Below are 13,698 nucleotides of genomic sequence, written 5' to 3'. Positions count from 1 at the left end.
TGGCGGCGCGCCAGGCCTCGATGGCCTTGGGGCGGGCAGCGGCGATGTCGGCCGCGCTGAAGCGGATGATCTCGCAGCCCTTGGCCTTGTACTTCGCGAGCACCGAGGCGTCGTTGACCAGGATGCGCTGGCGCAGCGCGCCCGAGACCTCGCGCGCCGCGACGACCAGCGCGGCCTTGAACTCGGCCGGCAGCTTGTCGAACGCGGTGCGGTTGGCCACGTAGGCGGTGGCGGTGGTGGGCTGGTGGAAGCCCGGCACGATGACGTACTTCGCCACCTCGGCCAGGCCGGCCTCGAAGTTGGCGGTGAGGTCGCCCCGGTCGGCCATGTCGATCACGCCCTTGTCCAGCGCGGAGTAGACCTCGCCCGTGGGCAGCGGCGTCACGGCCACGCCGAAGGCGCCCATCACCGACGAAGCCAGGCCCACGAAACGGCCCTTCTTGCCGGCGAGGTCGGCAATCTTGCGCACCGGCACCTTGGAGTGCAGCGGCTCCTGGCCATACACCGTGGGCGCGATGTAGTGCAGGCCGGCCGGCGCATAGGCCTGGCGCGCCAGCTCCAGGCCACCCTTTTCATAGAACCAGGCCTCGTACTCGTCGCTTTCGGCAAAACCGAACGGGATGGTGCTGGTGAAGGCGAAAGACGGGATCTTGCCGGCCTCGTAGCCGTCGAAGGTCTTCATCATCTCGAAGGCGCCACCGCGCACGGCGTCGAAAGCCTGCGCGGCGGGCACGATCTGGCCGGCGGCGAACAGGTTGATCTTGAAGCGCCCGCCGGTCAGCTCGGCGACGCGGGCCACGAACTGTTCCTCGAACTTCTGGGGCGTGGTGCCACCGTCCCACAGCGCCTGCATGCGCCAGGTCACAGTGGACTGGGCGTGGGCCAGCTGCGGCGCGGCAAGGCCCGCGGCGGCGGCCCCGGCGAGGGCGGACTTGAGCATCGCGCGGCGTGGCACGGTCTTATCGGTCATGGCTTGTCTCCATCTGGATTCTGGTTGGTTCATCCCGCCCGGGCGGGTCGCGTGTCTCGCGGGGCGCGGGTGTTGAACTCCCGCCGTCCTCGCAAGACTGCACAAAGTCTATCGACACACCCCACACACAAAGGATACAGTTTGGTGACAGATGAACAAACTGTACCCATAAAAACAAGGAGACAGCCATGCCTGCACCGCCCACGCCGCCGGACCAGCCATCGCCCGACACCAAGGTCGAAGCCCTGTTCAAGCGCCTGGCCGCCGCCGTCGACAACGGCCTGCTGCCCGCGGGCAGCCGCCTGCGTTCGATCCGCGACTGCGCGGAGAAGGAAGCGCTGTCGCGCAACACCGTGGTCGAGGCCTACAACCGCCTGATCGCGCGGGGTTATGCCGAAGCGCGCCCGGGCTCCGGCTACTTCACGCGCAAGGCACCGGGCCACCGGGCGCTGGCCCCGGCCGCGCACCAGAGCGAGGCGGTGGACGTGGTCTCGCTGCTGCGCGAGCAGCTGGAACAGCACTACGAGGTGCGCGTGGGCGACGGCCGCCCGCCACCGTCGTGGATGGAAGGCTCCGAACTCGGCCGCCACCTGCGCGGCGTGCGCGCCACGACCTGGGGCCAGCTCGAACACGGCTACGGCACCCCCTGGGGCTACCTGCCGCTGCGCCAGACCGTGGCGCGCCTGCTGCACGAGCGCGCGATCCAGGCCGAGGTGGGCCAGGTCCTGCTCACGCAGGGCGCTAACCACGCGCTCGACCTGATCGTGCGGCACCTGCTGGAGCCGGGCGACGTGGTGCTGGTGGACTCGCCGGGCTACTACCCGCTGTTCGGCAAGCTCAAGCTCGCCAAGGTGGAGATGGTCGGCGTGCCGCGCCTGCACGACGGCCCCGACCTGGACGCGCTGCAGCAACTGGCCGCGGCGCACCGCCCCAAGGTGTTCTTCACGCAATCGCTGGCGCACAACCCCACCGGAGGCTCGATCTCGCTGGCCAAGGCGCACCGGCTGCTGCAGCTGGCCGCGCAGCACGGTTTCCAGATCGTCGAGGACGACCCCTTCGCCGACCTCATGCCCGCGAGCGCGCCGCGCCTGTCGGCGCTGGACCAGCTCGAACGCGTGATCTACGTCAGCAGCTTCTCCAAGACACTTTCAGCCGGGCTGCGCGTGGGCTTCATTGCGGGGCCGCAGGCCATCATCAATGCGCTGTGTGACCTGAAGATGGTGACCATCGTCTCCACCTCCGACTTCGTCGAGCGCGTGGTCTGCGAGCTGATCGTCGGTGGCCAGTACCGCAGGCACCTCACGCGACTCAAGACGCGGCTGGAAGCGGCGCAGCGCCAGTCGATCCGCGCACTTCAGCAGGCCGGCCTGCGGCTGCTCTGCCCCTACAGCGGCGGCTACTACGCGTGGATCGCACTTCCCGATGGCCAGGGTGAAATCGAACTGGCGCGCCGCGCAGCCGCGCAAGGCATCTTCATTTCACCGGGGGCGGTGTTCTATCCGGACCGCCAGTCCACACAAGCCTCGATGCGCGTCAACGTCGCGTACGCGAACGACGAGCGCTTCCTGCGCTTCCTGCAGGCGGATGGCTGAAGGGCTCAGGGCGCGGCGCTCAGCACCCGCAGCAACCACGCGTTGAGGTCGTCCACCTCCTCGGCGCACACCGAGTGTTCCATCGGGTAGCTGTGCCATTCGATGCGGTAGCCCAGCGCCATGAGCGCATCGCGCGACGCCGTGGCGCGGTCGATGGTGACCATGGGGTCGTGCTCGCCATGCGCCAGGAAGATCGGCACGTCGCGGTTGGCGTCGCCGCGCTCGGCCGCCGTGGTGGCGGCCAGCGGCAGGTAGCCCGAGAGGCCCACCAGGCCGGCCAGGCGCTGCGGCGCGCGCAGGCCGGTCATCAGCGCCATCGCGCAGCCCTGCGAGAACCCCATGAGCACGATGCGCCCGGCGGGAACGCCGCGCGCGATCTCGCGCTCGATCAGGCCCTGCACCAGGTCCTGCGAGGCACGCAGGCCGGCAGCGTCCTCGGGCCGGGGCAGTGCCGGGTCGGCGCTGGGTGGATGGATGTCGTACCAGGCGCGCATGCGGTAGCCGCCATTGATCGTGACCGGGCGCACGGGTGCGCTGGGAAAGACGAAGCGCACCGGGCCGACGGCGCCCAGGTCGAGCTCCTGCGCGATGGGCACGAAGTCGCTGCCGTCGGCGCCCAGGCCGTGCAGCACGATGAGGGACGCGGAGGGTGTGGCGGCGGTGTCGCCGCCGGTCACGAATTCCTGGATCTCGAGCAAGGGAGTGTTCATGGGCGGCAGCATAGCGCCCATGGCGCCATGCCGCAGCCTTCGAAGGCTATTCGATGAAGCCCGGCAACCACAGCGACAGCGCCGGGAACGCGCACAGGATCAGCAGGCGCACCACGTCGGCCGCGATGAACGGGGCGGTGCCGCGGTAGATGGAACCCAGGGGCAGGTCGCGCGCAATCGAATTGATCACGAAAACGTTCATGCCCACGGGCGGACAGATCATGCCGAAGGTCACCGCCATCACCACGATCACGCCGAACCACACGGGGTCGAAGCCGAGCTGCACCATGGCGGGAAACACGATGGGCACGGTCAGCAGCAGCATGGCCAGTTCGTCCATCACGGCCCCCAGCACGAGGTAGCCCAGCATCACCAGCGCGAGCACGCCGTACGGCCCGATCGGCAGACCCACGAGCGTGTCGACTGCGTTCTGCGTGAACTGCGTGATGGTGAGGAAGTAGCCAAACAGGTAGGCCCCGACCACGATCATCATGATGGCCGAGGACACGCGCAGCGCGCTGATGAGCGCGGCCCTGATCTCGCGCCAGCGCAGGCGACCGCGCGCGATGCCGATGAGCAGCGTGCCGGTGGCGCCTACGCCCGCAGCCTCCTGCACAGTGAACAGGCCACCATAGATGCCCCCCAGCACGAACAGGAACAGCACCACCACCGCCCACAGCGGCCGCAGCGCGGCAAAGCGTTCGCCCCAGCCGTGCCATTCACCGCGCGGCATCCATTCGGGCCTCAGGTGCGCGATCAGCGCCACCACCGAGGAATACAACACCACCGCCAGCAGCCCCGGCACCACGCCGGCGGCGAACAGTTTGGTGATGTCGGTCTCGGTCATGATGCCGTAGAGCACCAGGATCACCGAGGGCGGGATCATGATGCCCAGCGTGCCGCCCGCGGCGATCAGCCCTGCCGAGATGCCGGGCTCGTAGCCCGATCGCCGCATCTCGGGCAGCGCCACCTGCGTCATGGTGGCCGCGGTGGCCACCGACGAACCATTGATGGCCGAGAAACCGCCGCAGGCAACCACGGAGGCCAACGCCAGCCCGCCCCGCCGGTGGTGCAGCCAGGCACGCCCGGCGGCAAACAGCTCGGCGCTCATGCCCGAGTGCGAGGCGAAGGCCCCCATCAGGATGAACATCGGGATGACGATGAGGTTGTAGTCGGTGAGCACCGAAAGCGGCACGTTGGCCAGCAGGTTCAGGCCCGGCGTGAGACCGGCCAGCGCCGCAAAGCCCGCCACGCCCGCGATGCCCATGGCCGCGCCAATGGGCACGCGCAAGGCCATAAGGCCGAACATGCCGACAAAGCCCAGCAGGGCCACCAGATCACGGTCCATGCACGGCCCCTTCGCCATCGGCCTCGCCATGCGCACTGGCCGCGCGCCCCATCGGCAGCAGCACCAGTCGCGCCACGGCCAGCACGGCGGCCACGGTGGCTCCCAGCGCGGCCGCGCTGTAGAACCACTTCAGCGGCAGGCGCAGGTCCATCGTGCCCTGGCTGCCGGTGCCCCCCACCTTGACCCAGACCATCCAGGCCATGGGCACCAGGAACACCACGGTGACCAGCGTGGCGAAGATGTCGATCACGCGCTTGCCGCGCGCACCGGCCGACTCCCACAACAGGTCCACCGCGATGTGCGTGCCATACCAGGTGGCCAGCGCAATGCCCCAGAACATCGCGATGCCCAGCAGCATCTGGGTGCCGTCGAACCAGTCGGGGATCTGCCAGCTGAACGCATAGCGCACCCCCACGTTGCCCGCCGTCAGCAGGGCGATCAACAGCAGCGAGAGCGCGGCAAGCGTCTCGACCGCCGACAGCAGGCGGTTCATCAATTGGCCTGCCGCGCGGCCAGTTCCTTGCGCAGGCCGTCGAGTGCGGCCTGGCCGTTCACGCCGGTGGCGCTGGCTGCCTTGACCCACTCGGCGTAGACCGGCTCGACGGCCTTCTTCCACGCGTCCATCTGCGCGGGCGAGATCTTCACCAGCGTATGACCGGCGGTCTTCTCCAGCGCCTCGCGACCGCTGTCCTCGTTGTCGCCCCAGTCGGCGCCCACGCGCGCGGCCCAGGCGTTGTTGCAATGGTCGTCGATGACCTTCTTCTGGCCCGCGGCCAGGCCGTCGTACCAGGGCTTGTTCATCACCCACACGAAGTCAGACGCATAGAAGCGCATGTCGGAGTGGTACTTCACCGCCTTGTCGATGCCGAAGGTGATGATCGACTTCCAGGGGAAGGTGATGGCATCGGCCAGTCCCTTCTGCAGCGCGTCGCGCGACTCGGGCGCGGAGACCTGCACGTTGGTCGCGCCCAGCAGGCTCATGGTCTGCGCCACGGTGCCGTTGGACGAACGGATCTTCATGCCCTTGAGCTGGCCCGGCTCGGTGATCGGCGTCTTCGAATGGAAGGTCCCCACGTGCACGTGGGTGAAGCAGAGCTTCACGTCCTTCATCTCGGTGGCGGCGTACTGGCGGTACCACTGGTCGAGCGCTGCCGAGCTCGGGCCGGGCTTGCCCAGCAGGAAGGGCAGCTCGCCGGCAGCGATGAGCGGGAAGCGGCCCGCCTGGTAGCCCGGATTCACCCAGGTCATCTGCGCGATGCCATCGCGCGCCATGTCGTAGTGGTCGGCCGCCTTGCCCAGTTGCTGCGCAGGGAAGAGCATCACCTTGATCGACCCATTGGACGCGGCTTCCACCGACTTGGCCCAGGGCTCGAAGCCCAGTTTGGCCAGCGGGTGCGAGGCCGGCAGCCAGTGGGCGAACTTGAGTTCGACCGCCTTGTCCTGAGCCTGTGCGCCGAGCGTGCCCAGCAGCAGGGTGGCGATCGCGGCGGCGCGAAGGGTGGGGGTGATTCGATGCTTCATGTGTCTGTCTCCTGGTTGTTGACGTTTCTCAAGCGAGGTCGCACGACGGGAGGGTCATGCGGCGGGGGTGATCGGCTTGTCGCGCGCGGGCCTGGGGGCCCAGAACACGGGTTGCGCACTGCTGGCGACGGGGCGGTGCGCCTGGTTGAGTTTGCCCTCGGGGTCGGCCAGCGTGGCACGCAACGCGTCGCGCAGACCGGTCGCGGCCTGCTGCGCGTCCAGCCCGCCTTCGAGGGCGGGTGCGACGTGCACACTCCACAGCCGCGCGTAGTTCAGCCGGCCACGCACCTGGGTGTCTCCATAGCCCTTGAGCACCTGCGGCAGGCCCGCGAGCGCGAGCGCCAGCGCGGGCGAGCGCGGCAGCACCTGGCGCATCGCGTCCAGCCACGCGGCCAGGGTTTCGTGCTCCTGTGCGTAGCGCAGCGATCGGGGGCGCAGCGGGCGCAGCCAGGCCAGGCCACGCAGCATCAGGAAACCCCAGAGGCTGGTGGAACGGATGTGCAGGCCCACATGGGCCTTGCCCATCCAGCCGCGCCTCGTGGCCAGCGCCACCAGCCACTGGCCCAGCGCGCGCGGCAGCACCGCGGCCACCTCGTCGATGCCGGGCTTGAAGTGTTCGGTCACACGCACGATGTCGCCCGGACGCACCTGTGCCTCGCTGGCCACGCGCGCGTAGCGGCTGCGCCGCGTCTTGAGGTCCGCCACCCGGATCACATCCTCGAAACACATCCACAGCGCCAGATGGCGCACCGACTCCTCCAGCGCTTCGGTGGCAGCGGGCGTGGCAGCGTCCACCAGGCCCTGCACATGGCCCAGAAAGTGATCGGCATACGCGTCGTGCTGGTAGTCGCGGCAGCGCAGCGCGCCGTGCACGGCCAGCAGTTGCACGGGCGCCGGCCAGGCCTGCAGGCGCCCGGTCCATGCACTTCGCAGCGCGGCCGGTACATCGGCATCGGCCAGCACCTGCAGCGCGTCGCGCGAAACGGCCGGCACGGCGGCCAGCGGCTGCCGCGCCTGGTCGAACGCGGCGGCAAACCCCGCCAGACTGGCCTGCACACCCTTGCCGGATGCACGGATCACGTCCTCGCACACGGCGCGCGGCCAGGGCAGCACACCGGCGCCGGCGAGCGCGCCGAACATCACGGCCGAGATCACGGTGCCGGTCTGCTGCGTGACGGCTTCCATGTCGAACAACACGGTCTGGCGCGCCAGCGCGCGCGCCGCATCCATCAGGCGCTGCGGGTCCTGCCGGCCGTCGGCCATGTGCATCTTCTCCAGCGTGGTGTAGACGCGGTGGGTTGACGCCAGCAGGGTCGTTCGGCCCGTGACGAAGCCGCGCTCGATCATGCGCGCTGCCTCCAGCAGCTCACTGGCCACCACCACATCCACGCGCCCCGCCACCGGTGTGAGGCCGAACACGGGCGCGGCGGACGCCGCGGGCAGTGGCTCGCGCAGCAGCTCGATGTAGTAGCTGGTGGCACCTGTGCGCTGCGCCACACCAGGCACCGAGGTCGCCTGCACCGGCAAGCCATGTTGGCGCGCGCACTGCACCAGCCAGTCGGCCAGCACGCCGCCACCCTCGCCACCGAGTGCCGCGATCAGGATGCCACAGGAGGAATTGTTCGGGGTCATGGTGGTTCAGGCAGGTTGCAGCATGCCGATGAAGAAGCGGTTGAAACGGTCGGTCAGGCGATCCCACCAGTTCGGGTGGGTGACGATTTCGATCTTGTGGAACGAGGGGCAGAGCACGGCCGCGTCGGCCACCTCGCCGCACAGACCGCAGCCCACGCAGCCGTTGGTGACATGCGCCACCGGCTCACGGCGCAGCGGGTCGGCCGCGGGCTTGACCGTGAGCGTGGGGCAACCCGAGAGGCGGATACAGGAGTGGTCGCCGGTGCAGGTGTCCTCGTCCACGCCGTAGCGCGTGCGCACGCTGCGCAGACCTTCCTTGAGGCGGCGCGCGCGGATGGGCTTGAGGCGCCGCTGCCGCTCGAGCTGGCATTCGCCCTCGGCGATCACCACCTTGAGCCCGGCGAACGGCGAGTTCACCGCGTCCTTGAGCACTTCACGCACCTTCGACACGCGGTAGTTGTGCACGGTCCGGATCCACTTCACGCCCATGCCCTTGAGCGTGTTCTCGATCGTCATCTCGTCGGCCGTGGCACTCGATCCCTCGGCCACGCGCTTGGCCTCGGACGCCGGCGTGGACATGGTCTCCTGCGTGCCGGTGGCCGAGGTGTAGCCGTTCTTCATGATCACCAGAACGCCATCGCCCTGGTTGAGCAGCGTGGAACTCACCCCCGAGAGCAGGCCGTTGTGCCAGAAGCCGCCGTCGCCCATGATGGCGATCGGGCGCTTGGCCGAGAAGTTCTTCACCGCCGCACTCGACGCCATGCTCATGCCGTAGCCGAGGATGGAATTGCCGAACGAGAACGGCTCGAAGGTGGCGAACGAATGGCAGCCGATGTCGGTGGAGATGTGCAGCTTGCCCACCTCCCGCTCGACCAGCTTGAGTGCGGCAAACACCGGGCGCTCGGGGCAACCGGTGCAGAAATTGGGCGGACGCGCGGGCACGCCGCCGCCCAGTTCGGTCAGCGCGCGCTGGCGCACCTCGGCGAGCTCGGTGTCGAAGGCCTGCGCGGCCGAGGTGTCGAGCGCCGGCAGGTGCTCGCCGACGAAGGCCGCGAGGCCCTTGAGCAGAATCTCCGCGGTGTACTCGCCGCCCATGGGCAGCAGGTCCTTGCCGTGCAGGCGCGTCTGCAGGTCGGCGCGGCGCAACTGCGTGGCGATGTCCTGCTCGATGAACTCGGGCTGACCTTCCTCGATCACCAGCACGGCGCGCCTGCCGGCGCAGAAGCCGGTGATCTGTTCCGGCACCAGCGGATAGACCACGTTGAGCACCAGCATGGGAATGTCGCTGCGACCCATGTCGTCGGCCAGGCCGGCCTGCTGCAGTGCGCGGATGGTGGTGTTGTACAGGCCACCCTGCACGATCAGGCCGACCTCGGCGTGGCGGCCGTCGATGCGCTCGTTCAGGCCGGCCTCTTCGATGAAGCGGCGCGCCGCGGGCATGCGCACCTCGTACTTGTGCTTCTCGTGCCGGAAGGTGGAGGGTGGGTGCGCAAGGCGGTCGTAGCTGAAGGTCGCAGCCTCCTGCTGCAACAGGCGGCTGGAGATGGCCGGCGCGATGTTGTCGCTGGCAACGAAACTGCCCTGCACGTGGCAGGCGCGGATGCGCAGTTCCATCATCACCGGCGTGTTCGAGGCCTCGGACAGCTCGAAAGCCTTCTGCGTCATGCGCACGATGGTCGGCAGGTCGGGCCGCGGATCCAGCAGCCACAGGGCCGATTTCATCGCGAAGGCGTGCGTGCGCTCCTGGATCACGCTGGCGCCCTCGCCATAGTCCTCGCCCACGACGATCAGGGCGCCGCCCATCACGCCCGGCGAGGCCAGGTTGGAGAGCGCGTCGGACGCCACGTTGGTGCCCACCACCGACTTCCAGGTGACCGCCCCGCGCACCGGGTACATGATGGACGCGGCCAGCATCGCGGCGGCCGAGCTCTCGTTGGTGCAGGCCTCGACGTGCACGCCGAGCTCGTCCATGTAGGGCTTGGCCTGCACCATCACGTCGAGCAGGTGCGAGATCGGCGAACCCTGATAGCCACCCACGTAGGTCACTCCGGACTGCAGCAGCGCCTTGGTCACCGCGAGGATGCCCTCGCCATGGAAGGTCTCGCCCGCGCCGAGCTTCAGCGCTTCAATTTCGCTGTGGAATGAACGTTCCAATCGTGGATCTCCTGTCGTTGTCTGCGCAATGTAGGCCTTGGCAGGCCATATGACCAATGGATTGATCAGATGTGGGGCATTCACAGGATGGATAATCCGGGTGAACCCTTATGAACTTCCGACAGCTCGACCTCAACCTGTTGCGCGTGCTCGCCGCGATCCACCGCAGCGGCTCGGTGACCGCCGCCGGAAGGGCACTCGCGCTCTCGCAGCCTGCCACCAGCAATGCGCTGTCGCGCCTGCGCGATCACTTCCGGGACGACCTGTTCGTGCGCTCGCCCAGCGGGCTCAAGCCCACCCGCCTGTGCGAGCGCATTGCCCCCGAGGTGCAGGCGCAGCTGCAGCTGCTCGAGGCCACGCTGACGGAGCGCGACGACTTCGACCCCGCACACAGCGAGATGCGCTGGCGCACCTCGTTGTCCGACCTGGGCGAGATGATGTTCCTGCCGCCGCTGGCGCTGGCACTGCGCCAGCAGGCGCCACAGGCGCACCTGACCAACGTCTCGGTCGCCGCCGACGACGTGCCCGCCGCGCTGGAGTCGCGCGAGATCGATTTCGCCATCGGCATCCTGCAGCCGCGCCACCGCGGCGTGCGCGCCGACCTGCTGTTTCGTGAGCACTACGTGGCCATGACGTCGGCCCGCTGGCGCCCGGCAAACGGCAAGGCCGGGCGTACGCTGAGCGCGCGCCAGCTCGCCGAAGCCGCGCTGGTGGTGGCCTCGCCGACAGCCACCTTCCACGGCAGCGTGGAGCAGATGCTGGTGCGCATGAAACTCTCCGACCGCATCGTGCTGCGCGCGCGGCACTTCGGCGCACTGCCCGAGCTCGCGCTCAACACCGACCTGCTGACCATCGTGCCGCAGATGTACGCGGCCAACGTGTGCGAGCGGCTGGACATGCGGGTATGGGAGCTGCCGCGCACGGTATCGCCCAACTACGACGTGCGGCTGGTGTGGCACGCCAGCACGGCGCAGGATCCGGCCCACCAGTGGATCCGCAGCCAGGTGCACCGCCTGTTCGGCCGCATGCAGGCCGCGTCATGAACCTATGATGGCCCGCATGACCGCCGACCAATACACCCTCGCGCCGCAGGGCCTGCTCGACCACCTGGACCAGGGTCGGCTCTGGAGCGCCCCGCTCACCACCGACCCCACGTTCGACATGGCCGCCGCGTACGAGCGTGCGCTCGCGGTGCGGCAGTTGCGCATCGCGCGCGGGGAAGTCCCGCGCGGCTACAAGGTCGGCTTCACCAACCGCACCATCTGGCCGCGCTACAACGTGTTCGCGCCGATCTGGGGCACGGTATGGGACACCACCCTCGGCTTGTGCGACGGCGAAGGCAGTGTCTCGCTGGCCCGCACCTGCCAGCCCCGGCTGGAGCCCGAGGTGGTCTTCGGCATGAAGGCCACGCCAGCACCCGCCGCCACCCTGGACCAGCTCTTCGACGCCATCGACTGGGTCGCGCCCGGTTTCGAGATCGTGCAGTCGCACCTGCCCGACTGGAAGTTCCTGCCTGCCGATACCGTGGCCGATGGCGCGCTGCACGCCCGTCTGCTGGTGGGCCGGCGCGTGCCGCTGCGCGAGCTCGCAGACAGCGCGCAGGCGCTCGACCAGTTGCTGGCCAACGCCCAGGCCATGCTGCTCAAGAACGATGAACCGATGGACCAGGGCCCGGGCAGCAATGTGCTCGACAGCCCGCTGCGCGCGCTGAGGCATTTCGTCGAGACCTTGCGCGCCTGCCCCGGCGCGCCCGATCTGCTGGCCGGCGACGTGGTCACCACCGGCACCTGGACCGACGCCTGGCCGGTGGCGCCAGGTGAACGCTGGGCGGCGCGCTTCAGTTCGCCGCTGCCCGGGCTGGTTGTGAACTTCACCGGTTGACCAGCGGAAGCGGCATCGCCGCGAACAGGTGAAACCCTCTAAACACGCCGCACGGGCCTTGGTAGATTCGTCCGTCGTGTACATGAAGGAGACAACCCGATGACCCAAGTCGCGCCCGAACTGCTGGCCCTGCAACGCCTGTACCACTGGGAGAAAACGGCGCCCGAGCGCGTGGCACTGACCCAGCCCATGGGCGGTGGCGCCGTGCAGGATTTCACCTGGGGCCAGATCGGCGACCAGGTGCGGCACATGGCCGCACACCTGCAGTCGCAAGGCTGGGAGCCGGGTTCGCGGGTCGCGATCCTCTCCAAGAACTGTGCCTGGTGGATGATGAGCGACCTGGCCATCTGGATGGCCGGCCATGTTTCGGTACCGCTGTACCCCACGCTGGCGGCCGAGACGGTGCGCCAGATCCTCACGCACAGCGAGGCCAAGGCCTGCTTCATCGGCAAGCTCGATGGCTGGGAAGGCATGAAACCCGGCGTGCCCGCCGGCATGCCCTGCATCAGCTACCCCCTGTCGCCGCCGGACGCGATCCAGGCGTACGACGGCTGGGACGCGATCTGCGGGCGCAACCAGCCGCTGCAGGGTGAGCCCCTGCGCCAGGCCGACGACCTGGCCACGCTGATCTACACATCGGGCACCACCGGCATGCCCAAGGGCGTGATGCACAGCTTCGGCAACTTCGCCTGGGCGCTGGACTCGGGACTCAAGCGCATCCCGATGTCGGGCGAGGACCGCATGCTGTCCTACCTTCCGCTGGCCCACGTGGTCGAGCGCATGCTGGTCGAGCACGGCTGGCTGCGCACCGGCATGCACGTGTTCTTTGCCGAATCGCTCGACACCTTCGCCGCCGACCTTCAGCGCGCGCGCCCGACCATCTTCTTCTCGGTGCCACGCCTGTGGGTGAAATTCCAGCAGGGCGTGCACCACAAGATGCCGCCGGCCAAGCTCGACCGCCTGCTGCGCATCCCGATCCTGGGTGGCATCGTGCGCAAGAAGGTGATGAAGGCGCTCGGCCTGGACCAGTGCCATTTCGCCGCCGGGGGCGCCGCGCCCATGCCAGTCGCCCTGCTGCAGTGGTACAGCCGGCTCGGCCTGCACATCAACGAGGGCTACGGCATGACCGAGAACCTCGCGCTCTCGCACATCACCGAGCCGGGCAAAAACCAGCAGGGCACAGTGGGGCCGACCTACGCCGGGGTTCAGCACCGCATCGACCCCGCGACCGGCGAAGTGCAGATGCACAGCCAGGCGCTGATGCAGGGCTACTACAAGGAGCCGGAAAAGAGCCGCGAATGCTTCACCGATGACGGCTGGCTCAAGACCGGCGACAAGGGATCGATCGATACGCAGGGCCTGCTGCGCATCACCGGCCGGGTGAAGGACCTGTTCAAGACCGGCAAGGGCAAGTACGTGTCTCCCGCGCCGATCGAGGACAAGCTGGTGATGCACGAGGCCGTGGAAGCCTGCGTGGTGACCGGCGCCAACCTCGGCCAGCCGCTGGGCATCGTGATGCTCAACGCCGATGCGGTCGCGCGCGTCGCAGCCGATGCGGCCGCCCGCACCGAGCTCGAGGCTTCTCTGGCCGCGCACCTCAAGGGCATCAACGCCACGCTCGATCCGCACGAGCAACTGCAGTGCATCGTGGTCGTCACCACCGCCTGGACGGTGGACAACGACATCATCACGCCCACCTTCAAGGTCAAGCGCAACCGCATCGAGGACCTGTACGCGCGGCACTACGAGGCGTGGGAAGCGTCGGGCAGGAAGGTGATCTGGATGGAGGGGTGAACACCCCCGCCGCGCTGCGCGCGTCCCCCCTCAAGGGGGCAGCATCCGCGGCCCGGCAGAGCCGGTTCCGAGATCCCTCTGGATTGAGCCCGTCGC

At 68.7% G+C, this 13,698-nt stretch carries 11 protein-coding genes; 4 read left to right on the top strand and 7 right to left on the bottom strand.

Annotated features, from left to right (window positions below; genetic code table 11):
* The coding region (gene dctP / locus K5880_RS18920) for a TRAP transporter substrate-binding protein DctP (RefSeq protein WP_297655978.1) at positions 1 to 970 on the bottom strand (970 nt) is incomplete at its 3' end.
* Between the two features lie 188 nt (positions 971 to 1,158).
* Between dctP and K5880_RS18915 the strand changes: the two genes are divergently transcribed.
* Positions 1,159 to 2,562, top strand: a complete 1,404-nt coding sequence (locus K5880_RS18915; protein WP_297655975.1) for a PLP-dependent aminotransferase family protein — start codon at positions 1,159 to 1,161, stop codon at positions 2,560 to 2,562.
* 5 nt (positions 2,563 to 2,567) lie between these two features.
* On the opposite strand, the gene K5880_RS18910 is transcribed toward K5880_RS18915, so the two are convergent.
* From K5880_RS18910 to K5880_RS18885, 6 genes are read right to left on the bottom strand one after another with little or no spacing between them, the layout of a single operon-like run.
* Positions 2,568 to 3,272: an alpha/beta fold hydrolase gene (locus tag K5880_RS18910; protein WP_297655972.1), complete on the bottom strand. Its 705-nt coding sequence runs from the start codon at positions 3,270 to 3,272 to the stop codon at positions 2,568 to 2,570.
* Positions 3,273 to 3,318: 46 nt separating this feature from the next.
* On the bottom strand, positions 3,319 to 4,620 hold the full coding sequence (locus K5880_RS18905) for a TRAP transporter large permease (RefSeq protein ID WP_297655969.1): 1,302 nt from the start codon (positions 4,618 to 4,620) through the stop codon (positions 3,319 to 3,321).
* Complete coding sequence (locus K5880_RS18900; RefSeq protein WP_297655966.1) at positions 4,610 to 5,113, bottom strand: TRAP transporter small permease; 504 nt, start codon at positions 5,111 to 5,113, stop codon at positions 4,610 to 4,612. The genes K5880_RS18905 and K5880_RS18900 overlap by 11 nt, the downstream gene beginning before the upstream one ends.
* Positions 5,113 to 6,141 (bottom strand): TRAP transporter substrate-binding protein, encoded by a 1,029-nt coding sequence (locus K5880_RS18895; protein WP_297655963.1) that lies wholly within the window; start codon positions 6,139 to 6,141, stop codon positions 5,113 to 5,115. The genes K5880_RS18900 and K5880_RS18895 overlap by 1 nt, the downstream gene beginning before the upstream one ends.
* Before the next feature lie 54 nt (positions 6,142 to 6,195).
* Entirely contained in the window at positions 6,196 to 7,773 is a 1,578-nt protein-coding gene (locus K5880_RS18890) for an indolepyruvate oxidoreductase subunit beta family protein (protein WP_297655960.1), read from the bottom strand.
* Positions 7,774 to 7,779: 6 nt separating this feature from the next.
* Positions 7,780 to 9,927, bottom strand: a complete 2,148-nt coding sequence (locus tag K5880_RS18885; protein ID WP_297655957.1) for an indolepyruvate ferredoxin oxidoreductase subunit alpha — start codon at positions 9,925 to 9,927, stop codon at positions 7,780 to 7,782.
* A gap of 110 nt (positions 9,928 to 10,037) precedes the next feature.
* Here K5880_RS18885 and K5880_RS18880 point away from each other — a divergent pair, with 110 nt between their 5' ends.
* The 3 genes from K5880_RS18880 (at position 10,038) to K5880_RS18870 (ending at position 13,602) form a co-directional block, all read left to right on the top strand.
* Positions 10,038 to 10,970, top strand: a complete 933-nt coding sequence (locus tag K5880_RS18880; RefSeq protein ID WP_297655954.1) for a LysR family transcriptional regulator — start codon at positions 10,038 to 10,040, stop codon at positions 10,968 to 10,970.
* 16 nt (positions 10,971 to 10,986) lie between these two features.
* Positions 10,987 to 11,808, top strand: coding sequence for a hydratase (locus K5880_RS18875; RefSeq protein WP_297655951.1), 822 nt, complete (start codon positions 10,987 to 10,989; stop codon positions 11,806 to 11,808).
* A gap of 99 nt (positions 11,809 to 11,907) precedes the next feature.
* Entirely contained in the window at positions 11,908 to 13,602 is a 1,695-nt protein-coding gene (locus tag K5880_RS18870) for an AMP-binding protein (protein ID WP_297655949.1), read from the top strand.
* Positions 13,603 to 13,698: the final 96 nt, after the last annotated feature.

The sequence above is a fragment of the Hydrogenophaga sp. genome (genome assembly GCF_025699295.1).
Lineage (GTDB): Bacteria > Pseudomonadota > Gammaproteobacteria > Burkholderiales > Burkholderiaceae_C > Hydrogenophaga.
Note: the sequence above shows the minus strand (reverse complement) of the source record. Positions and strands in the feature narration are given on the sequence as shown.